Below are 23246 nucleotides of genomic sequence, written 5' to 3'. Positions count from 1 at the left end.
CGTTTGTCTCGATGGCGTCAACCGCAAGGGTTTTTTTCTTGTCCAAGTTGGTCCGTGCTTGTTAGATTCGAAGGCTCGCATCGTACCGTCCGCACTACGTCCGCCCACGTTCCGTACCACCCCATGGCCCTCATCCAGTACCTCACCCAGATCCAGTTCGACTTCGGCGCCATTCAGCTGCTTCGCAGCGAATGCGAGCGCATCGGCATCACACGTCCGCTGGTCGTGACCGACGCCGGCGTGCGCGCCGCAGGCATCCTGCAGAAGGCACTCGATGCCCTCGGCGATCTGCCGGCGGCCGTCTTCGACCAGACGCCATCCAACCCGACCGAAGCCGCGGTGCGTGCCGCCGCCGCCCTGTACCGCGAAGGCCGCTGCGACGGGCTGATCGCCGTCGGAGGCGGCTCCGCCATCGACTGCGCCAAGGGCGTCGCGATTGCAGCCACGCACGAAGGCCCGCTCAAGACCTACGCCACCATCGAAGGCGGCTCGCCGAAGATCACCGACCGCGTGGCGCCCCTGATCGCCGTGCCCACCACCAGCGGCACCGGCAGCGAGGTGGCGCGCGGCGCGATCGTGATCGTCGACGACCACCGCAAGCTCGGCTTCCACAGCTGGTTTCTCATGCCCAAGGCCGCCATCTGCGACCCCGAACTCACGCTCGGCCTGCCGCCCCGGCTGACCGCCGCAACCGGCATGGATGCCATCGCGCATTGCATGGAAACATTCATGTCGGCCGCCTTCAATCCGCCAGCGGACGGCATCGGTCTCGACGGGCTCGAGCGCGCCTGGGGCTACATCGAGCGCGCCACCAAGGACGGCAGCGACCGCGAGGCGCGGCTCAACCTCATGAGCGCCTCGATGCAGGGTGCGATGGCCTTCCAGAAGGGCCTGGGCTGCGTGCATTCGCTGAGCCACAGCCTGGGCGGCGTCGATCCGCGGCTGCACCATGGCACGCTCAACGCCCTCTTCCTGCCGGCCGTGATCCACTTCAACGCCGGCGCCGAATCGGTGCAGAAGGACCGGCGCCTGCAGCGCATGGCGCAGGCCATGCACCTGGATTCCGCTGGCGACCTGGGCGATGCGATCCGCGACATGTGCGCGCGGCTCGATCTGCCCAAGGGGCTCGCCGAAGTCGGCGTGACGCCTGACATCTTCGAGAAGGTGATCGACGGCGCGATGGCGGACCATTGCCACAAGACCAATCCGCGGCTCGCCACGCGCGACGACTACCGGCAGATGCTCGAAGCGTCGATGTAACGCACGCTCAGGAGGCTGTGCCGGTCTGGCCCAGCAGCCAGTCGCGGAACAGCTTCATAGACGGGCTCAACGTTCGCGACCGGAGACGGGTCAACCAGTAGTCACCGGTCTTGACCTCGATGGACAGCGGTCGTGCGAGCCGGCCGTCCTGAAGCTCGCGCTCGAACATCGAGGCCGGCGCGAGCGCCACGCCCGCGCCCTGCATCGCGGCCTCGACCATCAGGCGCGATGAATCGAACACGGGTCCACGGATCGCCGGTGCGTCGATACCCGCGGCGGCGAACCAACCCGGCCAGTCCTCGGCGCGGTAGGAGCGCAGTAGCGTCTCATGCACGAGATCCTGCGCCCGCCGCACTCGCGCGGCCACGGATGGCGCGCACAGCACCGCCAGCGGCGCCGAGAGCAGGTGATCGGCGTGCAGGCCCGGCCAGTTGCCGTCGCCGAAGCGGATCGCGAAATCAAGACCTTCCGCCGCCAGGTCCACCACGTTGTTGTGCGTCATCAGGCGCAGATCGATGAACGGGCAGCTCTCGCGAAACAGCCGCAGCCGCGGCATCAGCCAGCCGACCGCGAAGGTGCCCACCACGCCGATGCTGAGCACCTCGAAGAAGTGCCCGTTGTCGAACTGCTGGATGACCGCTTCGATGCGGCCGAAGGCATCCGCCAGCACGGGCAGCAATGCGTGGCCTTCATCCGTGAGCGCGAGGCCGCGCGGCAGGCGACGGAACAAGGCGACGCCGAGGCGGGCTTCTAGTCCGCGCACCTGCTGGCTCACGGCCGCCTGCGTCACGTTGAGTTCGCTCGCCGCCAGAGTGAAGCTCAGATGGCGTGCGGAGCATTCGAAGGCGCGCAAGGCGTTGAGGGGGAGATGAGGACGCGCCATTCGAGCCGAAAGATTTTCTTTTGCGATCCAGAAAATACCATCGTTTGTGCCATCGGCCAGATGCGCGGAAAGTACGCCGCTTTCAAGGAGAACGATGAATGGATCGACGACTGTTTTCAACCGGCCTGATGGCTTGCCTGTCCGGTGTCGCCACCCTCGCCCATGCGGGCGACAAGGCCGAGCTTTCCCAACGCTTCGCGGAGATCGAAAAGGCCAGCGGCGCCCGCCTCGGCATCTCGGTGCTCGACACCGGCAGCCGCATACGCGCCGGCCATCGCGAGGACGAGCGCTTTCCCATGTGCAGCACCTTCAAGTTCCTGGCCGCCACGGCGATCCTGGCTCGCGTCGACCAGCAGAAAGAGCGGCTGGATCGCCGCGTCGTCTTCAGTCAGCGTGACTTGGTGGACTACTCCCCGGTTACCGAAAAGCACGTTGGCAGCGCAGGGATGACGGTGGCGGAGATCTGCGAAGCCGCCATCACGCGCAGCGACAACACGGCGGGAAACCTGATGCTCGCGAGCATTGGCGGCCCGGCCGGCCTGACGCGCTACACGCGCTCACTCGGCGACAAGCGCACACGCCTTGACCGCACCGAGACCGCACTGAACGAGGCCCGCCCCGGCGACCCTCGCGACACCACCACGCCGGCTGCCATGCTCGGCGACATGCAAAAGATTCTTTTGGGCGATGCGCTCTCGCAGCCATCGCGCGCCCAGCTCTTGCGCTGGCTCGACGCCAACCAGACCGGCGGCCAGCGCCTGCGCGCCGGCGTTCCGGCGGACTGGGTGGTCGGCGACAAGACCGGCTCGGGAGACCGGGGCACGGCCAACGTCATCGCAATCCTGCGTCCACCCGGTCGCGGGCCGATCTTGGCTGCCGTGTACCTCACGCAAAGCACCGCTTCGATGGAGGCCCGCAATGCGACGATCGCCTCGGTCGGCGCTGCATTCGCCAAGGCCGCCTGAGGCCCGGATTCAGTCCGGCTTGACGCCGGCGGTCTTGATGACCTGCGCCCACTTGGCGGTCTCCGCCGCGATGAAGGCATCGAACTCTTCCGGCGTGCTGCCCGCAGGGAAGGTGCCCATGGCCTCCAGCTTGGCCTTGGTCTCGTCGCTCTTGATGATGCGCGCCACTTCGTCCGACATCCGCTTGACGATCTCGCGCGGCGTACCCGCCGGGGCCAGCATGCCGGCCCAGGTGCTGCCGGTGAACCCGGGGAAGCCTTGCTCGATGAAGGTCGGCACCTCGGGCAGGACCGGCAACCGCCGCTCGCTCGCCACGCCGATCAGGCGCACCTTGCCGGCCTTGCCTTGGTTGATGAGCCCCGTGGGCGCGTCGAAGAAGAGCTGGATCTGCCCGCCCATCAGGTCGGTCAGCGCCGGGACCGCGCCCCGGTACGGGATGTGGATCATGTAGGTCTTGGTGAGCGACTTCCACAGCTCGCTCGTCAGGTGCGCGGCGGAGCCGTTGCCCGACGAGCCGAAGCTCACCTTGCCCGGGTTGGCGCGTGCGTAGTCGATCAGTTCCTTGGCGGTCTTGAAAGGCGCGTCGTTGTTGACCGCCGCGAGCAGCGGCGACACGCCCATCAGCGACACGCCGACCAGGTCCTTGCGCGGGTCGTAGGGCAGCTTCGGGTAGAGCGTCGTATTGGCCGCATAGGCCGCGATCACGACGCCGAAGGTGCTGCCGTCCGGCGCTGCCTTGGCGACGGCATCGACACCGATCAGGCTGTTGGCGCCCGGCTTGTTGTCGATGACGATGGTCTGCCCGAGCCGGCTCTGCAGTCCCGGCTGTATCAACCGCGCCATCTGGTCTGTGAAGCCGCCCGGCGTGTAGGGCACGACGATGCGAATCGGCTTGTTCGGCCATGCGGACTGGGCCAATGAAGGCGCCGCGATCGACACCGCTGCGGCAGCGGTCGACAGGTTGAAGGCGCGGCGGGTCAGGCGGATAGCTGGCATCGAAGATCTCCCTTGTTTCGAGTGCGCATTCTGTAAGGTGGCCCATGCGCCGCTCCTCAGGGTTTGCCCGCCGCGCTAGCATGCGCCATGGCACACGATCACGACCATCACCACGATCACGACGACGACCATAGCGAGCTCGGCGAGATGGACCTTCGGGTCCGCGCACTCGAAACCGTGCTCACGCAAAAGGGCTACATCGACCCGGCCGCGCTCGACGTGCTCATCGACACCTACCAGACGAAGATCGGCCCGCGCAATGGCGCGCGCGTGGTCGCAAGGGCCTGGGCCGATCCGGTGTTCCATGACTGGCTGATGAAGGACGCCACCGCCGCGATCGCCTCGCTCGGCTTCACCGGCCGACAGGGCGAGCACATGGTCGCCGTGGCCAACACCGACGATCGTCATCACATGGTGGTCTGCACGCTGTGCAGCTGCTATCCGTGGCCGGTGCTGGGCTTGCCGCCCACCTGGTACAAGAGCGCGCCCTACCGCTCGCGGGCGGTCAAGGACCCGCGCGGCGTGCTGGCCGAATTCGGCGTGCAACTGCCGGAATCGACCGCGATCCGCGTCTGGGACTCCACCGCCGAAGTTCGTTACCTCGTGATCCCCCAACGCCCGGCCGGCACCGAGGGCTGGAGCGAAGAGCAACTGGCCGAACTGGTCACGCGCGATTCGATGATCGGCACCGGCCTCGCCCGCGCCCCGGAGGCTGCGTGATGAACTACACCACCCATGCAGACCTTGGCGGGCGTGACATGCCCGGAGCGATCGTGCCGGAGCCGGAGGGAGAGCCGTTTCATGCGACGTGGGAAGCGCATGCATTGGCGTTGACGCTTGCCATGGGCGGCACCGGCTCATGGAACATCGATATCAGCCGCAGCGCGCGCGAGACGCTGCCGAACTACGCCCGGCTGAGTTACTACCAGATCTGGCTGGCCGCACTCGAGAAACTGATGGCCGAGCGCTCGCAAGTGCTGCCGGACGAAGTCGCCGCGGGCCGCATGCTGCATCCGCCGCAGCCCGTGAAGCGCGTGCTCCATGCGGCCGATGTGCCTGCCGCGCTCGCCAAAGGCTCGGCCACCGAAAGGCCCGCAACCGCACCGGCGCGCTTCGCAGTCGGCCAGCGCGTGCGGACCCGGACCGGCCACGTCGACCATCACACCCGCCTGCCCGGCTACGTGCAAGGCAAGGTCGGCACCGTCGAGCATCTGCATGGCATGCACGTCTTCGCCGACGCGCATGCGCAAGGCCTGGGCGAGCAGCCGCAATGGCTCTACACGGTCGTCTTCGACGGCCACACACTGTGGGGAGCCGGCACCGAGGCAGGACTCAGCGTGTCGGTGGATGCGTGGGAAAGCTATCTGGAGTCCGCCGCATGACGCCATCGACGCCCTTGCTGCCCGGCATGCCGACGGACGACGGCATCGAACCGGTCTTCCGCGAACCGTGGGAGGCGCATGCCTTCGCGATGGCCGTGTCCCTGCATCAGCGCGGACTGTTCACCTGGCCCGAGTGGGCCGATACGCTGGCCCGACAGATCACCGCCGCGCAGGCCTCCGGCGATGGGGACCTGGGCGACACCTACTACCGCCACTGGCTGGCGGCGCTGGAATCGCTCGTCGCGAGCAAGGGTGCCAGCTCCGGCGAAGAACTGACGCGCTACCGCGATGCCTGGGACCGCGCCGCCGACCGCACGCCGCACGGCCAGCCGATCGAGCTTTGCGATCAGGACTTTCGCTGAGCCACGCGATCAACCCTTCTTGCCGCCAAACACCAGCAACGCTCCGCCGACCACGATGGCAGCAACGCCGGCCCAGATCGGGAAGTTCACTTTCTGCTTTTCCTTCACCGACAGCTCGACCGGACCGAGCTTGAGCTGATGCGTCTCCTTGGTGAAACTGAAGCCGCCCGTGCCCAAGGCGGCGATGCCTGCCACGATCAGGATCAATCCGATGATTCGGGTCGCGTTCATGAGATGTCTCCGGTATGGCCTCCACTTTAGCCGTGCCGAAGCCTCACAGCGGCAGGACGTCGCGCTCGCTGCCGCCGTGCAGCCATTCCGCGAATTCGTCCGCCAACCGGCGCGACTCCTGCGCCGCGGTGCTCCAGGACTTGATTCGCGCCGGGGCGTCGTTGCCGTAGCGAACGAAGTCATTGCGGTCGGGCAGCTTGCCGTTCGGCAGGCCCTTGACCCATTCCGGGTTCGGCGCCAGAACGACCATGCGGTCGAGGAAGCCGGTGGGCTTGTGACGCCACTTGAGTCCCTTGTCGAGCCAGCCCGGCACCACGGCCTTCTGGAAATGTGGGTACAGGACGATGCCGTCCGCGTTGCCGTAGTCCAGGTGCAGGTGGTAGTCGGTGATGCCGCCGTCCCAGTAGGCGCCCGGCGGGGCGCCCGGGATGTCGTGCACGGCTTCGAGCATGAAAGGGATCGAGCACGAGGCCTGCAGCGCGAGCTCGAAATTGCCTTCGCGCAGATCGACCTGCCGTGTGCGGAAGTCCCGCGTGCCGAAAGGCAGCGTCGCGCCCGGTGTCGAGAACACCACGCGCTCCAGCCACGCGCCGAGGCTCTTGCGGTGCACGCTGTTGGTGATGAAGGCGCCAAGGTAGCCCATCGGCGTGCGCGCCCGCCCTTCCCGTCCGAGGATGTGGCGGCCGCGCGAGGTGATCACGTGCAGCCGGTAGCGCGAATGCCCCAGCACTTCGGCCGAGCGCCCGCCATAGAAGCTGCGCAATCCTTCGCCGAATTGCGCGCTGACCTGTTTTGCGCTCAGGCGCTTCTGGCCCGCCGGCACTTCGAAATGCTGGTGGATGTAGCCGTGCTCGAACTCTTCGAAAGCCTTCCGCGCATTGCCAAGGCAGGCATTGGCCAGCCGCCATGCGCCGATCGATGCACCCACCAGGTCGATGGGCTGCACGGCCTGCGGCAGCCAATCACCGAAGAGAAAGCGGTCGATCGGCCCGAGGATCAGGCCCTTGGGTCCACCGGCCGCACCGGGAATGGTGCGCACGTCCTGCGGACGCAGGCCCTGCGCGGCGATGTGTTCGCGGGCGGCCGGCCCGGCGTAGATGCAAAGCGCTTTCATGCCGCATCCACTGGCAAGAATCGTGCGCCGCCGGCCACGGTTTCCACTTACTTGCGCAAGCCTTGGAGCTTCGCGAAGGCCGACGCCATCTGGCCTGCCGGCTGCGGCGAGTTGTCGCGCCGCGGGCCCTGCTGCCCGCGCCCTGCCCCTTCGAAGCGGTTCTCGCGCGGACCGTCGCGCCGGGAAGGCGCTGCGTCGAGCTTCATCGACAGGCCGATGCGCTTGCGCGCCACGTCGACTTCCATCACCTTGACCTTGACGATGTCGCCGGTCTTCACGACCTCGCGTGCGTCGTTGACGAACTTGTGCGAGAGCTGGCTCACGTGCACCAGGCCGTCCTGATGCACGCCGAGATCGACGAAGGCGCCGAACTGCGCCACATTGCTCACCGTGCCTTCGAGCACCATGCCCTCGACCAGGTCCTTGATGTCCTCGACGCCATCGTTGAAGCGCGCGACCTTGAAGTCGGGGCGCGGGTCGCGGCCGGGCTTCTCGAGTTCGCCGAGGATGTCCTTGACAGTGATGACGCCGAACTTTTCATTCGCGAAAAGTTCGGGCTTGAGCGTCTTCAGCATCTCGGCGCGACCCATCAGCTCGGCGACGGGCTTGCCCGTCGTTTCGATCATCTTCTCGACCACCGGATAGGTTTCCGGATGCACGCCCGTCAGGTCGAGCGGATTCGAGCCGCCGCGGATACGCAGGAAGCCCGCGCTCTGCTCGAAGGTCTTGGCGCCGAAGCCGCTCACGTCCAGCAACTGCTGGCGGCTCGCAAACGCGCCGTTGGCTTCGCGCCAGCGCACCACGGCCTTGGCCACGCTCGCCGACAGGCCTGACACGCGCGATAGCAGCGGCACGCTCGCGGTGTTGAGGTCCACGCCGACCGAGTTCACGCAATCCTCGACGACCGCATGCAGGGTGCGCGCGAGTTCGCTCTGGTTCACGTCGTGCTGGTACTGGCCCACGCCGATCGACTTGGGATCGATCTTCACCAGCTCGGCCAGCGGGTCCTGCAGTCGGCGCGCGATGCTCGCGGCACCCCGCAGGCTCACGTCGACGTCTGGCATCTCCTGCGAGGCAAATTCGCTCGCCGAGTAGACCGAGGCGCCCGCCTCGCTTACCACCACCTTGTCGACGTTCACGTCCGGCGCACCGGCCTGCGCCGTCATCTTCGCCAGCAGCTTGATGAGGTCGGCGGCCAGCTTGTCGGTCTCGCGGCTCGCGGTGCCGTTGCCGATGGCGATCAGGTTCACGCCGTGCTTCGCGCAGAGCTTGCCGAGCGTGTGCAGCGAGCCTTCCCAGTCCTTGCGAGGCTCGTGCGGGAAGACGGTCGCGGTCTCGACCAGCTTGCCGGTCGCATCGACCACCGCCACCTTCACGCCGGTGCGGATGCCCGGGTCCAGGCCCATCACCACGCGCTGGCCAGCCGGTGCGGCGAGCAGCAGGTCGCGCAGGTTGTCGGCGAAGACCTTGATCGCGACCTTCTCGGCCTCTTCGCGCAGGCGCGTGAAGAGGTCGCGCTCGGTCGACAGCGACAGCTTGACCCGCCAGGTCCATGCCACGCACTTGCGGAGCAAGTCGTCGGCCGGACGGCCGGCATGGCTCCATCCCAGGTGAAGTGCGATCTTGCCTTCGGCGATGGAGGGCTTGCCCGGCTCGGGCTCGACCGGCAGCACCAGCTTGGCGTCGAGGATTTCCTGCGCACGCCCGCGGAACACCGCCAGCGCGCGGTGCGATGGCACGCGGCCGATGGGCTCGTCGTAGTCGAAGTAGTCGCGGAACTTGGCGATATCGGCGTTGTTCTCGTCCTTGCCGGCCATCAGGCCGGACTTGAAGAGTCCCTCGGCCCACAGCCATTCGCGCAGGCGCTGCACCAGTGCGGCGTCTTCGGCCCAGCGCTCGGAGAGGATGTCGCGCACGCCGTCGAGCACCAGGGGCACCGTCGAGAAGTCCAGGCCGTCGGCAGCAGGTTTCACGAAGGCGGCGGCCTCATCGGACGGGTTCAGCGTCGGGTCGGCAAAGAGCTTGTCGGCCAGCGGTTCGATACCGGCCTCGCGCGCCATCTGGCCCTTGGTGCGGCGCTTGGGCTTGAAGGGCAGGTAGAGGTCTTCCAGTTCCTGCTTGGTCGGCGCGGCGTCGATCGCGGCGCGGAGTTCCGGCGTCAACTTGCCCTGTTCGTCGATGCTCTTCAGGACTGCCGCACGGCGGTCTTCGAGTTCGCGCAGATAGGACAGTCGAGCCTCGAGTTCGCGCAACTGGATGTCGTCGAGGCCATCGGTGGCTTCCTTGCGGTAGCGCGCGATGAAGGGCACGGTGGCACCACCGTCGAGCAGATCGACGGCGGCCTTCACCTGATGCTCGCCGACCTTGATCTCTGCGGCGAGCTGGCGAATGATTTTCTGCATGTCTGAAGAGCGTCCCTGAGGCCTGCGGCGCCGCCATCGGGGCGCCTTGCGGATAAAGCGCGGAAGTTTGCCATAGGCCCCAGGGCCACAATCGTCGCCAATGCGTATCTTGAAGAAACTCCTTCGCGCCCTCGCCGCACTCGTGCTCGTGCCAGTGCTGCTGTTCGAGGAGTGGGGCTGGGAGCCACTGGCCCGCGCACTGGGAAAGCTCTCGCGACTGGCCATCTGGGCGCACCTCGAAAGTGGGCTGCGCGCCCTGCCACCCTGGGCGGCGGTGCTCGCCTTCCTCGCACCGATGTTGCTGCTGCTGCCGGTCAAGCTGCTCGGCTTGTTCCTATTGGGCGAGGGTCATGCGAAAAGCGCCGTCAGCTTGCTGTTGGCCGCCAAGCTGGTCGGGACGGCGACTCTGGCATGGCTCTTCCAACTCCTCGAGCCGGCTCTGATGCGCATTCCCGTGTTCGCGCGCTGGTACCCGCGCTGGAAGGCGTGGAAGGATGCATTGCTGACGATCGTCCGGCAGAGCGCTCCCTGGCGGGCCTTGCGCTCCCTCAAGAACAGCGCCCGCCGTTGGTGGCGCAGCATGCGCCGGACTTCCTGAAGCAGAATTTTCATCCGGGTAGATTGAAAATCGCTTTTTGTCCGGGTATTATTCGCGCCCCATGTCCTCCTCCACACCCGAATCCACCCTTACCGCCTTCGTCGGTTTCCGGCGCATCGCCTCCGGTCCGCGCTCGCAGGTCATTGCGCAACTTCGCAAGCAAGGCGACCGCAGCGACGAGGTGCCGACCTTCGTGTTCGACGACTGCACCGGCGAGCGGCTCGACCTCGATCTGCGTGACGAGCCCGCCGCGCAGGCGGTGGAAGCCGCCCCGCCCGACGAACACGCGACGCGCAGCGTCGGCCGCCCCAAGCTCGGTGTGGTAGCGCGGGAGGTCACGCTGCTGCCTCGGCATTGGGAGTGGCTTGGGCGCCAGCCCGGTGGCGCGTCTGTGGCCTTGCGCCGCCTGGTCGACGAGGCGCGGCACGTGCACGCCGACCGCGATGCGCAGCGCGCAGCCTGCGAAGCCACCTATCGCTTCATGACGGCGATCGCAGGCGACCTGCCCGGCTTCGAGGAAGCAACCCGCGCACTCTTCGCGGGCGAGCGAGCGCGCTTCGACACGCTGATCGGCCCCTGGCCCGAAGACCTGCGCGCGCATCTGGACAGGCTCGCGGCCGCCGCATGGAGCGCCGCATGAAGCCGCCGTCCCAGGCATCCGCAGCCGGCATGATCGACGCCGAAGACATCCAGCACGCCGGCGAGATCGCCGCGCCGCCCGCATCGGTCGTCGACCCGGTGCCGCCGCCGATCGCCTCGCATGCCAACCCGCGCGCGGCCGCCATGGCGTCGCGGCCGCTGTGGAAGACCTTCCTGCTCTTCCTCGCGCCGATGCTGCTCAGCAACATCCTGCAGTCGTTGTCGGGCACGCTCAACAATGTCTACCTCGGGCAGATGATCGGCGTCGGCGCGCTCGCGGCCGTGTCCAGCTTCTTTCCGGTGATGTTCTTCTTCATCGCCTTCACCATCGGTCTGGGCGCCGGCGCATCGGTGCTGATCGGCCAGGCCTGGGGCGCACGCGAGCCTGACAAGGCACGCGCCGTGGCGGGAACCACGCTCACGGTCGGCGTGCTGCTCGGGCTCGCCGTCGCGCTGTTCGGCGGCGCCTTCACCGAGCCGATGCTGCGCTTGCTGGGCACGCCGCCGGACATCCTGGCCGACGCCACGAGCTATGCGCGAATCATCCTGATCGCGATGCCGGGCCTCTTCGTGTTCCTGCTGTCGACGGCCATGCTGCGCGGCGTGGGCGATACGGTGACGCCGCTCTACACGCTGATGATCTCGACCGTGCTCGGCCTGGCGATCACGCCGGCGCTGATCAAGGGCTGGTTCGGCCTGCCGCAACTCGGGGTGGCGAGCGGCGCTTGCGCCACGGTGATCTCCTTCGTCGTCGCGACGGCCTGGCTGGGCTTCCATCTGCGGCGCAAGAAGAGCGTGCTGGCCCCCGACGCCGACTTCATGCGGCACCTGCGTGTGCGGCCGGCGTTGCTCAAGGCGGTGCTCAAGGTCGGCGTGCCGACCGGGGTGCAGATGATCGTGGTCTCGCTGGCCGAGATCGCGCTGCTGTCCTTCGTCAATGCCTACGGCTCCAACGCGACTGCAGCGTACGGCGCGGTGAACCAGGTCGTGGCGTATGTGCAGTTCCCGGCCATCTCGATCGCCATCACGGCTTCCATCCTTGGCGCGCAGGCCATCGGCGCGGGGCAGGTGCAGCGCCTGGGCGCCATCACGCGGACCGCACTGCTGATGAACGTGGTGCTCACCGGCTCGCTGGTCGTGCTGGGCTACCTGTTCTCCCGGCCGCTGATGGGCTTCTTCATCACGAGCGAGCCCGTGATCGAAGTGGCGCAGACGCTGCTGCACATCATGCTGTGGAGCACGGTGATCTTCGGCATGGGTGCCGCGCTCTCGGGGATCATGCGCGCCAGCGGGTCGGTGCTGGTGCCCACCGGCATTTCGATCTTCTCCATCGCGCTGATCGAGGTGCCGGTCGCGTGGTGGCTGAGCCATCGCATGGGTCTGAACGGCATCTGGATCGCCTACCCCGTCGCCTTCACCGCGATGCTGGCGATGCAGGCATGCTACTACCGCTTCGTATGGCGCAAGAAGACGATTCGCCGCCTGATCTGAAGCCGGTCCTGTATTCGTTCCGACGCTGCCCGTATGCAATGCGGGCGCGCATGGCGATTGCTGCGAGCGGCCAGCATTGCGAACTGCGCGAGGTCGTTCTGCGCGACAAGCCGGCCGAACTGCTTGCAGCCTCGCCCAAGGGCACGGTGCCGGTGCTGGTCGATGTGGACGGCAGCGTGATCGAGCAGAGCCTGGACATCATGCTGTGGGCGCTTCGTCGCGACGATCCGGATGGCTGGCTGCGCCCTGCGCGCGGGACGCTGGACGACATGCTTTCGCTAGTCGCGGAATGCGATGGAGATTTCAAGCGTCACCTGGACGGCTACAAGTACCCCGAACGCCATCCCGGACGCGATGCGCCCGCCCACCGCGAGCAAGGCGCCCTCTTCCTCGCGCGACTGGATGCGCGTCTCCAGGCCTCGCGGTGTCTGCATGGCGACAAATTTGCCCTCACGGATATCGCGATTGCGCCATTTGTTCGGCAGTTCGCGCAGGTGGATGCGGCTTGGTTCCATGCACAGCCGTGGCCAAGATTGCGCGAATGGCTCACTGCGCGGTTGAACGCGCCGGTCTTCGGGCAAGTGATGGACAAGTATCCACCGTGGCGCGCCGGCGATTCCGGCATCCGCTTTCCCCCATGAACTCCAACAGGGCATGGTGGGAGAAGCCGGTCAACACCGAACGCGGCCACGCATCGAGAACGCAGACTAGCTTTCCGCCTCCCTACTCGAACACCTCATCCCCCGTCGGCTCGTAGTGCGGCACCACATTCATGTTGTGCCGCAACTGGGAGAGCTCCCAGTACATCCGCTTGCGTGCACGGCTCTGGTTGCCCAGCGGCCGATGCTCGGGAACCGTGTGCCAAGGGTTGAACGACAGCCGCTTGGCAAACTCCATCTGCGCCGGTGAATCGAACTTCTGGCGCGGCAGCCGCAGCGTGGCGACGCTGACCCGTGGCGACAGCTTCTCCGGCCACAGCACGCCCGCGTTCTCGATCGGCATCAGATGCGGGTCGGTCTGCATCTGCAAGCGGATATCGAGTTCGACGTCGCCTTCCGCCAGCGACGCAACCATGGTATTGCGCAGGTAGTCGTCAGGCGGCCGCATCGGCAGGCGCGGTATCGGCGTGCGCTTCGTCGTCGTGGGCCAGACCGAATACTGCATCGCCTGGCCCTCCCCCATCAGGTACGGAACGCAGCTGAAGTACGGCGCCTCGAAAGGGCTGCTCTGCGTCTTGATGAACAGCGACTGCATGATCAGGTCGAGGAAGTGCGGGTCGCGCAGGTTCACGAAGTAGAAGATCTGCGCGTTCTTCACGCTCTCGATCTGCAAGGCCGCATTGCACTTGGCGTCGGGCGTGACGAAGGTGGGCGTGGAGACGGCGAACATGTCGAGCGTGTGCTTCTCCTCGTCCATCAGCTTCGGGCCGGGCACACCCATGAGCTTGATGCTGATGCTCATGAAGCCCACGTCGTCGATATCGGGCGTGATGTAGGGACCGGGCCCGGAAAAGCGCACCCACGCAGGAAAGGTCTGGTGCTTCGCGTAGATGCCGCGCTTCATGTGCTCGGGGATGTCGTCGTGGACGATGAATTCCCCACGCACGATGCCTTGCGTCTTGGTGTTGCCTCCGCGCTCGAAGCCGCCGGGTTTCCACAGGTCGCTCATCTGGCGAGTGAAGCTCTTGACGATCGAGTCGGTGAAGCTGTCCTCGTCGGGCATGAGTTTTTCTTCGGCGATGCGCAGGCCTTCGTTCGAGCGCCGGCTGTTGATCATGGCGGTGGTGAGTCGTGCCAGCGGATCGCGCAGGAAAGCGTCGAAGGCAGGCCTGAAGAACGGGTCGAAGCGCCGCTCCAGCCGAATGAATGCCATTCCCGAATCGCTGATGAAGTTTCGCAGCACGGAGCCCGTGTTGGCCCTCGGCGTGGGGCGGCTGGCGTTCGAGTTCATGGCTGCACCTTGACCTTGGACAGATAGCGCAGCGCGCGACGGCTGGGCAGGAAGAAATAGGCGCCGCCCTGCACGGTAACGAATTGACGGAGGCCACACACCCGCCTGTCGGGCCCGGAGGCCACCGGCATCGAGAAAGTGTCGGTGGTGGTGCCGTCCTCGCGTGGAAGATGATTTCCGATGAGCGGGTCGCTTTCATTGGACAAGCCGGCGAAGCGCACGCCCGACAGCCACGCGGACTGCACGAACTCGAACTGCCGCGCGATGTTCGCGCCGAGGCAGATGAAGTGAAGGCCCGTCTCTTCGTGCGGCGGCACGCCGTACTCGCGTCCACGACGCAAGAGACGATGGAACCGGGTCGACGAGACGAGATCGTTGGCAAGCCCCTCGGCGTCGAAGCCCAAGGTGCGCGCTGCCCATGAAATGAAGCCGGGCTCGCCCGGCGGCAGGTCGGCGTTGCGCGGATTACTGCGCCGGATGTGAGCGCCGATGGGGCAGCGCAACCCTTTGGTGTCGCTGCGATAGGTGAACGTGTTGCGTGGGTCGCTTTCTCCGTCGATGGCTTCCTCAGGGTGGCCCATGAGCGGCTCGCCCTCCATCGTTCGCCCGACCATCTCCTCGGCCAGTTGCTTGCCGCGCACGGGGTCGCCTTGCGCCTGCTCGTCGATGAAGCGCCAGAAATCCGCGACGTTCTGCTTCAACTGGCGCAGGACCAGGTAGCTTCCGTTGCGGCCGAGGTCGGCCCGTTCGGGCGCGTCCTCCGCGCGCGCCAGGATGGCATCGGGGTCGCGCAGTCCGTCGAGCAAGGGCCTGTCGGTGTATTCGCCATACTCGTTCGGATAGCCCAGCAGGTACTCGCCGAGGCACGAGCGATTGGTGTAGTCCGACAGCTCCACGTCGCGCGCCGGTCGCTCGCGCTCCCAGTCGATCGTGGGCTCCGAGATGCCATCGGCAAAGCCGAAGGGCTCGACGCCATCCAGGTCGGAGGTCGTGAGCAAGGCCAGCTGCTCGAAACCTTCCTCGGCCTGCGACATGGCCTTGCTTCCCCATTCCGCCAGCCCACCGGGCATGGCATAGAGCATCACCAGCACATGCGGCATCTCGGCCGGCGAACCGCCCCATTGCCAGCATCCGGGATCACTGTCGCCGAGGTCGCCGAGCCGGCGCGCGCGGCTCGAATCGCTACTCATGCCGACGATGAACTCCGACGAGAAGCCTTCGATGATGTCCTCCGCCACCTCGAGCGCACGCAGTCCGGCGCTGGTGAAGGCGATGTGCAGCGCGGTCTCCGGTGGCGACTCGAGCTTCGTTGCGCTGGTCACGGGCGCTTGTGCGATCCAGGCGCGCGCGGCCTCGGGATGGGTCACACGCAGCAGCAGAAAGCACGCCTGCTTCAGGCGCGGATAGCCGAAGCGCACGAGGCCCTGGATGTCGTCGTAGTCGACCGGTTGCACGGTCATAGCAGCCTCAGCCATGCACGCGCCTGCTCGTCGCTCATGGAATGCATGTCGAATCCTTCGCGGATGCGCTGGTTGCGGTCCAGGTCGGTCAGGGTGAGGCCGGGGTAGGCCTTGTACCAGACCTGCGTGGGTACTTGATGCCGGCGCTGGTAGTACTTGAAGCGCAACTCGTGGTGCGCGCCACCTTTCACGAGCCAGTCCGTGCGCGGCCAGCCGAAGCCGTGGCTGAACGCCAGGTTGAGGCCCCACGCGGCCTTGTTGACGAAGTCGTCCATATAGCTCTCATGACTGCCGTCGTAGCTGCTGGCGAACAGCACACGCACCTTGTTGTCGATGAAGACCCAGCGCGCGAAGTGAATCGTCTGTACCCGCGCCAGATGCCCGCGCCCGAAGACGTGTCGGCTTGCGTAGTCGATCAGGAGCAGGATGACCTGCACGAGATAGCGTCGAAACAGACCGGGCTTGACGGGGCCGAGCGCGGTGAAGCTGTTGGTCAGGTCGTGGTCTTCGAGTTGCTGCATCTCGCGCACCGCGGCCCGGTCGGGTCGCGGGCAGAACTCGGGATCGCTCTTCTCGTTCCGGCGCAGCAGCAGGATGACGATGGGCAACAGCACGATCCATAGCGGCAGCAGCACCAGCCCGATCAACGGCACGCCGATGGCATGCATCAGATTGCCAATGTGCCAGCCCGTCGGCGTGCGTTCGGTCGATGTGAGGACGAGCCGCCCGGCGATCATCTCGTCCTGCACGAAAGCCAGCAGTTCGCGTCGCATCGCCTGCGGGTCGATGGCGGCTGCCGCAGCGTCGCGCGGCACGCGTGACGACAACAGACGTTGCAGGGCGCTGTTCTGCTGGATGTGCTTCACGGTGCGTCCGATCCAGTTCACGTAGCCTGCGGCCGCCGGCGCACTGTGCGCCTTGAGCTTTGCCAGCAGGTCCGCGCCGGTGCCGAAGTCTTCGCAATGTGAGAACAGCTGGCGCAGCCCGTCGCCGGCGCGCTCCACGAACTCGGCCAGTTGCTCGTCCGCCGGGCCATCGCATTCGCCGAGAAAGCACAGGTACATCGGCACATGGGGGCGCGGCAGATCGAAGGCTTCCAGGTCGCTCATCGTCGTGTCGGGCAGCAGCGCGAAGCGTGCGAAGTGCAGACCCTCGAACTCGCCGAAAGGCAACAACGCATTCGCCGGATCGGCCATGCCGGGCGTCACGTTCATGGTGTCCAGCAATTCCCGCAGACCGGCCTCGCGGCCTGCGGCCAGCGGCGCGACCACCATGAAGTGGGATTGGGGAGTCACCGCATCAGAACTTGAGGCAGAAGTCGATCAACCGGTCCTTGCCCAGATACACCTTGCCCAGATAGAAGTCCGGCGAGATGAGGCGGATCTCGTCGCGGATCCGGCGGGCCACCAGCGAAGTGTCGGAGTAGTCGAGGACGATGCATTCCTTGCCGTCGAGCCAGCTCTCGCCCTTGCTGACCTCGGCGACGATGGCCTCCACGCCGATCACCGTGATCTTGTTCTTCAGTACGCCGTTCTCGGCATCGAACACTTTTCCCTGCCATCCGAAGTGATTGATGATCTTCGCGATGGCCAACGAGTAGGTCGTGCCTGGCGCGATGATGGCCGTGCCTTCGGCCTCGCCGGAGGGAATGTCGCCCGCCGGGCTGGCGCGGAACAAGTCGTCGAGTTGTTGCTGCGACATGTCGAGCAGTTGCTGCGCGTCATAGGCCATACGCCCTCTCCTCTGGGGAAACCCCGTCGTTCACAAAGTGTCAGCCAATCGCCAGGACCCGTCAATTTGCCGAAAGGGGTGTGCGATATGCATGCTGCAATACGACTTCGGCGGCCTTCTCCGCAATCATGTAGATCGGCGCCGCAACGAAGAAACCCGGTATGCGCGGGAACACCGATGCGTCGACGACACGAAGCCGCTTCACGCCATGCACGGTAAAGGTGCTGTCGAGCACGCCCCCTTCGCTGGCGTTGCCGATCGGGCACGAGCACGACGCATGATGTCCCCATGCCGTGCTGCGCACGTAGTCGGCCAGTGCCTCGTCGCTTTGTGCCGCGGGGCCGGGCGCCAGTTCCTCGACGATCCATCCGCTCTTGATCAGCGGCGCGGTCATCCGACGCACGAAGCGGATGGCTTCGATCACGGCTTGCAGGTCCTCGCCTGATGAGTCGCTGCCCTCCTCGAAGTAGTGGAAGTCGACCAGCGGCATATCGAGGGGATCGGCGGACTTCAGTCGCACCGTGCCGGCGCGGTTCTGCGTGTGGGCTTTGAGCACGGCCCAGGTCAGTCGATCCGGGTGGTCGCGTATCCATTTCGAGAACCCGCTGAAGTAGCCCTCGAATCGCGCCAGCAGCGCCATGCAGAAAAGGTCCGGCTCGGCCTTCCCACGGGTCGCGGCGCTCGACTTCTGCACCACGCCGAGCGCCGCGCCGTTGGAGGCGTACATGCCGGCCTTTCCTTCCTGCCAGTGCCGCCACAGCGTGTCGTCCCGATCGAAGCGCGCGCCTTGGAGCACTTCCCAGGGTTCGCGCATGCGATGGGTGACTGCCACTTCGTAACGGTCCTGCAGATTGCGCCCGACGCCCGGCAGGTCGACCCGTACGGGGATGCCATGCGGAATCAGTTCGGCAGCCGGTCCGATACCCGACAGCATCAGCAGTTGCGGCGTGTTGAAGGCGCCGCCACAAAGGATCACCTCGCGCCGCGCCCGCACCTGACGTCGTTCGCCAGGCACATCGCTCGGCTGCGCATGGGCGCGATACAGGCGTGCGCCCTTCAGGTACTCGACGCCATTGGCCCCGCCGTCGGCATCGAAGAGCACGCGGGTGGCGAGCGCCTCCTGTTCGATGTGCAGGCGGGTGGGGTGCCGCTCGGCGACGTCGAGCAGCCGTTCCCGCACGCCGATGCGCCGACGGTCCGAGGTCGCGAGCGGGGTGTAGCAGATGCCCTCGAAGCTGCCGGATCGCATGTGCCACGCGTTGGGGTCCCCCAAGCCACGACGCACCCAGCGCAAGGTGCTGAGCAGAGGTGTCGGCAGACTGCTGGTGAAGGTCCTGGCGGTGTCGCGCAGCACGCGCACCAGCCCGTCGTCTCCAAGCACGGTGAGCGGGATCGACTTCTCCGTCTTGAGCCAGCCATGCCAGCCATGGCCCGTGGGGTCCAGTCCGATATGCCGCAAAGCACGCCACAGCGGCCTGTGCCGACAGTCCTCCACGCGCAGCGCGTACCGGCGCATGTTCGTCGCGCGCCAGGACAAGTCGCCGGTGAGGCGCGCAATGTAGTTCCAGTCCGAGGCATGCGGCAGCATGAAGATCATCGCGTTGTGAGAGGTACAGCCGCCCAGCGCCGCGGCACGCGGATAGAGCACGCCCTGCCCCACCTCGTGTTTCCAGTCCCTCGCCTGCTGGTCTTCGTCCTCGTAGTGGCGTACGCGGAAATTCCAGCTCATCGCCGCGTTCTCGCAGGCGAAGGCATGGAACGCCGGTACGTCGTAGTCGTCGGGCAGGCGCGCGGCGTTTGCGCGCGGATCGCCGCCGGCCTCGAGCAAGAAGACGCGCATGCCTGCTTCGGCCAGGCGGGCTGCGAGGGTGCCCCCGCCCGCACCCGAACCGACGACGACGTAGTCCCAGTCGATCGATTCGGGTCCTGGCATGGGCGCGATCGGATCTTTGTCAGAAGGTCTTCAGGAAGGCAACCAGCGCGCGCTTGTCATCGTCGCTCAGTTCCGGCTCGCGGCCGAAGGCTCTCTCGTCGGCGCTCAGTCCGTCCTGGCGATTGAACTGGGCGGTGCCGAAGTAATGGCCGCGGTTGACCACGAAGTCCGGGCACTTGCTCAGTTCGAGCATCGGCTCACGAAGATTCACGAAGTGCTTGCGCAACTCTTCATCACTGGCGCCGGCCGGTGCGCTGGCCAGCGCGTGCTTGAGCTTCAGCAGCAGTTCGCCCGCGTCCTTTACATGCTCGGCCTTGTCGCCGAGTCCATCGGACTCCGCGCGCAGCTTGAGGTTGGCGAGGAGGTTCACAGGCACGCCTTCGGGGATGGGGCCGAGCACGATGTCGCCGCCTTCCTTCACGAGCCACGGCAGCCAGCGAGTCAGCGCGCCCTGCAAAGGCAGCAACGCGTCCGGCGCGAAGCCGGTCGGAATGGTCACCACGCTGCGCTCCGTCGTGCGGTCGATCGTGCCCTCGACCTTGTTGCCCAGCACCGCATCCGCCTTTCGCTTCTCGGGCCACAGCATCTGCTGAATCGCATCGTCGAAGACCTTCATGCGGGCCTCGACCGACGGATTGCCGTCGGGGTCCGCCTCGCCGACGGTGTTGTTCAGCAGGAAAGGCGCGGTCGACCAGACACTGATCAGCGAAGGCACGCGCGTGTAGCCGCGCCCGCCGGCCGGCATTGCATAGGGCTTGGCCTCACCCGTGAACGGATCGCGCAAGGTGACCGTGCCGACCGATGGCAAGCTCTTGTAGGTCTGCGAGGAGAAGTTGTCCCAGATGTTGCCGCGCAGCGCATTGGTGGCGAGCGGACTGCACGCGTTGGTGCGCAGCAGCGTCACCGGAATGCGTGCCTCGGTCGACAGGTAGTTGCTCTGCAGGAAGTCCGGCGCCTGGACGATCTTGCGCATCTGCGTCCTGTATTCGGGCGTCTGGGTCCAGTTCCAGTAGCGCTTGAAGCATTCGACGTAGCCGGGACCGGCGCAGCGCGCGGGGTTGATGTCGAGCGAGGCCGGCAGCGGCGGCGCCTTGCTCGAATGGCAGCGCGCACAAGTGTCGGCGAAGGCGGCCTTGCCGCGCTCCAGCGTGGCGGCATCGGCAGTGAGGTACTTGTCCCCGCCCGTCGCGTCCTTCAGGTGATCGGGCTGCGCGGCTTTCAGGAAGAACAGCGCCGTGTTCACCGTTCCCAACTCGGTCGCCTGCCAATAGCTGGAGTTCTTCTGCGCCGATGCGATCTTGATCGGCGAGATGGTCTTGCCTCCGATCACCGGGTTGAAGTGCAGCAGCCATTCCTCGCTGAACAGGCCGATGTTGAGGTACACGCGATTGAGCGCACCCAGCAGCCCGACGGAATCCGCGCCGTCCTTGAGCACGCGCGGCGTGCGGACCGTGCCGTCGGCCTTGGTGAAGAACTCTGTCAGCGGCCCGCTGCTGACGAAGTCGTTGAACTGCTTGTTGTCGAGCTCGCCACCGGCGAGCCTTTCCTGTCCGATGCGCTTGGCCATCTCGAGGCGACCCACGAAATCGTAGACCGCGTTCATGGTCCGCGGGTTGTTGATTCCATCGGTCGAGACCAGCGAGGTGTCCATCGTGCCCGGCCGGTACGTGTGGGCAAGCTGGTACATGTAGTTCTTGCGCCCTTCGGGCTTGTTCGCGTTGTGGATGAAAAGCCGGTCCACCCACATGTACTGGGCGCCCACCGATGAGCTCAGGTTCTCGAACTTCGGATTGTTGGGGTCGGCAGGAGGTTTCACCGGGCTCGGCCCCACATGGCAGAAGCCACACGACATGCCGACGCGGTACGGCCGCACCAGGTCCTTGCGGTTGTAGTAGCGCGGGTCGGTGTAGTACTTCTCCGCGTCCCATTCCTTGGCCGCCTTCTCGTCGAAGGCCGGATTGGGGAACAGGCGCAGGCCGGAGATGCCGGTGTTCCATCCGTAGAAGGAGCCGACAGGCTGCGTCGTGCCGTCGCCCAGCGGCTTGCCGCGCGAGCCAATCGCCACGCCGGGGTACTTGCTTTCGTTCTCGAAGGGATCGGGCGCGCAGTCCTTGCTGCGCACGTCGAGCCAGAGGCCGCGCCGGGCCTTGTCGGGGCCGGCGGCATTCTCGAAGCACGGTTCGTTCACCAGGCCGAAGGTCTTCCAGCGATTGACACGCGAATAGCCGAGGCTCGGATGCGAGCTGATGATCTTCAGCAGGTCGAAGGCGCCGAAGGTGTAGTCGGTCATCTGGTTCCAGAAGCGATCGTTGCCGCCGCTCCAGACCAGCCACATGTTGCGGCCTTTGATTTCCTCGGGCGACAGCGCGATGCCTCCGTCCATGTCGTGGAAGTAGTCCTCCGAGGCATGGGGGAACGACGCTGCATCCCGGCCCGCCACCCGGGCTTCGTCGAGCACTTCACCGGGCTGCGGCCCCTTGGAGCAGGCCGCAAGAACCGCGCACGCGAAAAGCGGCAGCAGCCTTGCGGCGTGCCAGCAAGCTTGGGTCATTGCCATTCCTCCTACGTCGACACCTTGGGTGAACGGGCAATCGAGTGCGCAGTTTGGAGGGGGGTCGATGCCTTGGCTATCGGCCATGCGCGCTAACGCGAAGGGCGTAGGCGCGCGAGGCTGGCTGGTCATGGAGCGGCGGCGGTGACATCATTCGCCGGCCCGAACTGGGCATCATTCGAGGAGACACCGCATGCAAGAACACACAAGGGTCGCTCGTCGCGGCTTTCTGAAAGCCGCCGCTGGCTCCGGCCTGGCCGCGCTGGGCGGACTGGCCTGCGCGCAATCCTTCGACTTCAAGCCTCAGCAGCGCTACCCGGACCCGGCCGTGATGATCCTGGACCCGAGCTTCACCAAGTACCGCATCTACAGCAGCACGGTGGAGCAGCTCGGCACCGGCATGCGCTGGGCCGAAGGCCCGGTCTATTTTCCCGAAGGTGGCTACCTGCTGTGCAGCGACATCCCCAACAACCGGCTCATGAAGTACGACGAGAAGACCGGCAAGTTCAGCGTGCACAAGACCAACGTCAACTATGCCAACGGGAATACCCGCGACCGCCAGGGGCGCCTGGTCTCGTGCGAACACTCCGTCACCCGCCGTATCGTGCGAACCGAGAAGGATGGCCGGATGACCGTGCTGGCCGACAGCTACGAAGGCAAGCGGCTCAACGCGCCGAACGACATCGTCGTCAAGTCGGACGACACGATCTGGTTCACCGACCCGATCTTCGGCATCAACGGCGAATGGGAAGGATCCAGGGCCACGCCCGAACAGGCGACGACCAATGTGTACCGCCTTGCGCCGGATGGCAAGCTCACCGCGATGATCACGGATCTCGTGAATCCCAACGGACTGGCGTTTTCGCCCGACGAGAAAAAGCTCTACGTGGTCGAGTGGAAAGGCACACCGAACCGAAGCATGTGGAGCTACGACGTGGCTGCCGATGGCGGCCTGGCCAACAAGACCAAGCTGATCGATGCGGAAGGCCCAGGTGCGTTCGACGGCTTTCGCGTCGACCGGGACGGCAACCTGTGGTGCGGCTGGGGCTACACGGGCGCCGTCGCGAGCGAGCCGACAGACATTGGCGGCGGCATGAAGGCGTACCTGCCGACTGGCAAGTCAGAGGAGATGGATGGGGTGAAGGTCTTCAATCCGCAGGGCAAGCCGATCGGGTTCATCCGGTTGCCGGAGCGTTGTGCGAATCTGGAGTTCGGGGGGCCGAAAAGAAATCGGCTCTACATGACGAGCAGCCATTCGCTGTATGCGTTGTTCGTGGAGGCGCATGGGGCGGTCTGAG

Annotated in this window: 21 protein-coding genes; 10 read left to right on the top strand and 11 right to left on the bottom strand. The window is 66.1% G+C overall.

The features are described from left to right. Positions 1–123: 123 nt before the first annotated feature. Positions 124–1260 carry a 4-hydroxybutyrate dehydrogenase gene (gbd, locus tag QTI24_RS03710; RefSeq protein WP_286598401.1) on the top strand — a complete coding sequence of 379 codons (1137 nt, stop codon included), beginning with the start codon at positions 124–126 and terminating at the stop codon, positions 1258–1260. A 7-nt stretch (positions 1261–1267) separates the two neighbouring features. Here the strand turns inward: gbd and QTI24_RS03705 are convergent, their stop codons facing one another. After that, entirely contained in the window at positions 1268–2143 is an 876-nt protein-coding gene (locus tag QTI24_RS03705) for a LysR family transcriptional regulator (RefSeq protein WP_286598400.1), read from the bottom strand. Between the two features lie 98 nt (positions 2144–2241). Between QTI24_RS03705 and bla the strand changes: the two genes are divergently transcribed. Further along, positions 2242–3108, top strand: a complete 867-nt coding sequence (gene bla, locus QTI24_RS03700) for a class A beta-lactamase (RefSeq protein WP_286598399.1) — start codon at positions 2242–2244, stop codon at positions 3106–3108. A 9-nt stretch (positions 3109–3117) separates the two neighbouring features. Here the strand turns inward: bla and QTI24_RS03695 are convergent, their stop codons facing one another. Continuing rightward, positions 3118–4104 (bottom strand): tripartite tricarboxylate transporter substrate binding protein, encoded by a 987-nt coding sequence (locus tag QTI24_RS03695; RefSeq protein ID WP_286598398.1) that lies wholly within the window; start codon positions 4102–4104, stop codon positions 3118–3120. 87 nt (positions 4105–4191) lie between these two features. Between QTI24_RS03695 and nthA the strand changes: the two genes are divergently transcribed. The 3 genes from nthA to QTI24_RS03680 are packed head-to-tail and all read left to right on the top strand — an operon-like array spanning position 4192 to position 5848. Further along, positions 4192–4824 carry a nitrile hydratase subunit alpha gene (nthA, locus tag QTI24_RS03690; RefSeq protein WP_286598397.1) on the top strand — a complete coding sequence of 211 codons (633 nt, stop codon included), beginning with the start codon at positions 4192–4194 and terminating at the stop codon, positions 4822–4824. Further along, positions 4824–5486: a nitrile hydratase subunit beta gene (gene nthB, locus QTI24_RS03685; RefSeq protein ID WP_286598396.1), complete on the top strand. Its 663-nt coding sequence runs from the start codon at positions 4824–4826 to the stop codon at positions 5484–5486. The genes nthA and nthB overlap by 1 nt, the downstream gene beginning before the upstream one ends. Beyond that, positions 5483–5848 carry a nitrile hydratase accessory protein gene (locus QTI24_RS03680; protein WP_286598395.1) on the top strand — a complete coding sequence of 122 codons (366 nt, stop codon included), beginning with the start codon at positions 5483–5485 and terminating at the stop codon, positions 5846–5848. The genes nthB and QTI24_RS03680 overlap by 4 nt, the downstream gene beginning before the upstream one ends. Positions 5849–5857: 9 nt before the next feature. On the opposite strand, the gene QTI24_RS03675 is transcribed toward QTI24_RS03680, so the two are convergent. From QTI24_RS03675 to QTI24_RS03665, 3 genes are read right to left on the bottom strand one after another with little or no spacing between them, the layout of a single operon-like run. Further along, positions 5858–6079, bottom strand: a complete 222-nt coding sequence (locus tag QTI24_RS03675) for a hypothetical protein (RefSeq protein ID WP_286598394.1) — start codon at positions 6077–6079, stop codon at positions 5858–5860. Between the two features lie 43 nt (positions 6080–6122). Further along, positions 6123–7193 carry a patatin-like phospholipase domain-containing protein gene (locus tag QTI24_RS03670; RefSeq protein ID WP_286598393.1) on the bottom strand — a complete coding sequence of 357 codons (1071 nt, stop codon included), beginning with the start codon at positions 7191–7193 and terminating at the stop codon, positions 6123–6125. Positions 7194–7240: 47 nt separating this feature from the next. Beyond that, a complete protein-coding gene (locus QTI24_RS03665; RefSeq protein ID WP_286598392.1) occupies positions 7241–9595 on the bottom strand; it encodes a Tex family protein in 2355 nt (784 codons plus the stop codon). 100 nt (positions 9596–9695) lie between these two features. On the opposite strand from QTI24_RS03665, the gene QTI24_RS03660 reads away from it, so the two are divergent. The 4 genes from QTI24_RS03660 to QTI24_RS03645 all read left to right on the top strand — a co-directional run bounded on the left by QTI24_RS03660 (position 9696) and on the right by QTI24_RS03645 (position 12964). Then, entirely contained in the window at positions 9696–10193 is a 498-nt protein-coding gene (locus QTI24_RS03660) for a hypothetical protein (protein WP_286598391.1), read from the top strand. Between the two features lie 61 nt (positions 10194–10254). Beyond that, complete coding sequence (locus QTI24_RS03655) at positions 10255–10833, top strand: DUF2239 family protein (RefSeq protein ID WP_286598389.1); 579 nt, start codon at positions 10255–10257, stop codon at positions 10831–10833. A gap of 143 nt (positions 10834–10976) precedes the next feature. Continuing rightward, positions 10977–12323, top strand: a complete 1347-nt coding sequence (locus tag QTI24_RS03650) for an MATE family efflux transporter (protein ID WP_286599258.1) — start codon at positions 10977–10979, stop codon at positions 12321–12323. Then, complete coding sequence (locus QTI24_RS03645) at positions 12290–12964, top strand: glutathione S-transferase (RefSeq protein WP_286599256.1); 675 nt, start codon at positions 12290–12292, stop codon at positions 12962–12964. The genes QTI24_RS03650 and QTI24_RS03645 overlap by 34 nt, the downstream gene beginning before the upstream one ends. 82 nt (positions 12965–13046) lie before the next feature. On the opposite strand, the gene QTI24_RS03640 is transcribed toward QTI24_RS03645, so the two are convergent. The 6 genes from QTI24_RS03640 to QTI24_RS03615 form a co-directional block, all read right to left on the bottom strand. Continuing rightward, the gene (locus tag QTI24_RS03640) at positions 13047–14273 is read right to left on the bottom strand and encodes a catalase family protein (RefSeq protein WP_286598388.1); all 1227 of its coding nucleotides are present in this window, start codon (positions 14271–14273) and stop codon (positions 13047–13049) included. Further along, complete coding sequence (locus tag QTI24_RS03635) at positions 14270–15748, bottom strand: Dyp-type peroxidase (protein WP_286598387.1); 1479 nt, start codon at positions 15746–15748, stop codon at positions 14270–14272. Before QTI24_RS03635 ends, QTI24_RS03640 begins: the two co-directional genes overlap by 4 nt. Continuing rightward, positions 15730–17028 carry a hypothetical protein gene (locus QTI24_RS03630; RefSeq protein ID WP_286598386.1) on the bottom strand — a complete coding sequence of 433 codons (1299 nt, stop codon included), beginning with the start codon at positions 17026–17028 and terminating at the stop codon, positions 15730–15732. Before QTI24_RS03630 ends, QTI24_RS03635 begins: the two co-directional genes overlap by 19 nt. 4 nt (positions 17029–17032) lie before the next feature. Next, positions 17033–17464: a hypothetical protein gene (locus QTI24_RS03625; RefSeq protein WP_286598385.1), complete on the bottom strand. Its 432-nt coding sequence runs from the start codon at positions 17462–17464 to the stop codon at positions 17033–17035. A gap of 61 nt (positions 17465–17525) precedes the next feature. Further along, complete coding sequence (locus QTI24_RS03620; RefSeq protein ID WP_286598384.1) at positions 17526–19397, bottom strand: GMC family oxidoreductase; 1872 nt, start codon at positions 19395–19397, stop codon at positions 17526–17528. A gap of 19 nt (positions 19398–19416) precedes the next feature. Further along, positions 19417–21948 carry a hypothetical protein gene (locus QTI24_RS03615; RefSeq protein WP_286598383.1) on the bottom strand — a complete coding sequence of 844 codons (2532 nt, stop codon included), beginning with the start codon at positions 21946–21948 and terminating at the stop codon, positions 19417–19419. A gap of 193 nt (positions 21949–22141) precedes the next feature. Here QTI24_RS03615 and QTI24_RS03610 point away from each other — a divergent pair, with 193 nt between their 5' ends. Continuing rightward, positions 22142–23245, top strand: a complete 1104-nt coding sequence (locus QTI24_RS03610) for an SMP-30/gluconolactonase/LRE family protein (protein ID WP_286598382.1) — start codon at positions 22142–22144, stop codon at positions 23243–23245. The last annotated feature ends 1 nt before the right edge of the window (position 23246 follow it).

Origin of the sequence: Variovorax sp. J22P240 (genome assembly GCF_030316855.1) — a bacterium.
In the GTDB taxonomy this organism is placed as follows: Bacteria; Pseudomonadota; Gammaproteobacteria; order Burkholderiales; family Burkholderiaceae_C; genus Variovorax.
This window is presented reverse-complemented; position numbering and strand designations above follow the sequence as displayed.

What these genes read in the sequence shown, in the direction of transcription:
- QTI24_RS03635 (WP_286598387.1), bottom strand. Translation starts at nt 15,748, where the DNA reads ATGGCTGAGGCTGCTATGACCGTGCAACCGGTCGACTACGACGACATC.
- QTI24_RS03705 (WP_286598400.1), bottom strand. Translation starts at nt 2,143, where the DNA reads ATGGCGCGTCCTCATCTCCCCCTCAACGCCTTGCGCGCCTTCGAATGC.
- QTI24_RS03655 (WP_286598389.1), top strand. Translation starts at nt 10,255, where the DNA reads ATGTCCTCCTCCACACCCGAATCCACCCTTACCGCCTTCGTCGGTTTC.
- QTI24_RS03610 (WP_286598382.1), top strand. Translation starts at nt 22,142, where the DNA reads ATGCAAGAACACACAAGGGTCGCTCGTCGCGGCTTTCTGAAAGCCGCC.
- QTI24_RS03620 (WP_286598384.1), bottom strand. Translation starts at nt 19,397, where the DNA reads ATGCCAGGACCCGAATCGATCGACTGGGACTACGTCGTCGTCGGTTCG.
- QTI24_RS03615 (WP_286598383.1), bottom strand. Translation starts at nt 21,948, where the DNA reads ATGACCCAAGCTTGCTGGCACGCCGCAAGGCTGCTGCCGCTTTTCGCG.
- QTI24_RS03645 (WP_286599256.1), top strand. Translation starts at nt 12,290, where the DNA reads ATGGCGCAAGAAGACGATTCGCCGCCTGATCTGAAGCCGGTCCTGTAT.
- QTI24_RS03675 (WP_286598394.1), bottom strand. Translation starts at nt 6,079, where the DNA reads ATGAACGCGACCCGAATCATCGGATTGATCCTGATCGTGGCAGGCATC.
- QTI24_RS03625 (WP_286598385.1), bottom strand. Translation starts at nt 17,464, where the DNA reads ATGGCCTATGACGCGCAGCAACTGCTCGACATGTCGCAGCAACAACTC.
- gbd (WP_286598401.1), top strand. Translation starts at nt 124, where the DNA reads ATGGCCCTCATCCAGTACCTCACCCAGATCCAGTTCGACTTCGGCGCC.
- nthB (WP_286598396.1), top strand. Translation starts at nt 4,824, where the DNA reads ATGAACTACACCACCCATGCAGACCTTGGCGGGCGTGACATGCCCGGA.
- bla (WP_286598399.1), top strand. Translation starts at nt 2,242, where the DNA reads ATGGATCGACGACTGTTTTCAACCGGCCTGATGGCTTGCCTGTCCGGT.
- QTI24_RS03640 (WP_286598388.1), bottom strand. Translation starts at nt 14,273, where the DNA reads ATGAACTCGAACGCCAGCCGCCCCACGCCGAGGGCCAACACGGGCTCC.
- QTI24_RS03665 (WP_286598392.1), bottom strand. Translation starts at nt 9,595, where the DNA reads ATGCAGAAAATCATTCGCCAGCTCGCCGCAGAGATCAAGGTCGGCGAG.
- QTI24_RS03650 (WP_286599258.1), top strand. Translation starts at nt 10,977, where the DNA reads ATGGCGTCGCGGCCGCTGTGGAAGACCTTCCTGCTCTTCCTCGCGCCG.
- QTI24_RS03660 (WP_286598391.1), top strand. Translation starts at nt 9,696, where the DNA reads ATGCGTATCTTGAAGAAACTCCTTCGCGCCCTCGCCGCACTCGTGCTC.
- QTI24_RS03695 (WP_286598398.1), bottom strand. Translation starts at nt 4,104, where the DNA reads ATGCCAGCTATCCGCCTGACCCGCCGCGCCTTCAACCTGTCGACCGCT.
- QTI24_RS03670 (WP_286598393.1), bottom strand. Translation starts at nt 7,193, where the DNA reads ATGAAAGCGCTTTGCATCTACGCCGGGCCGGCCGCCCGCGAACACATC.
- nthA (WP_286598397.1), top strand. Translation starts at nt 4,192, where the DNA reads ATGGCACACGATCACGACCATCACCACGATCACGACGACGACCATAGC.
- QTI24_RS03680 (WP_286598395.1), top strand. Translation starts at nt 5,483, where the DNA reads ATGACGCCATCGACGCCCTTGCTGCCCGGCATGCCGACGGACGACGGC.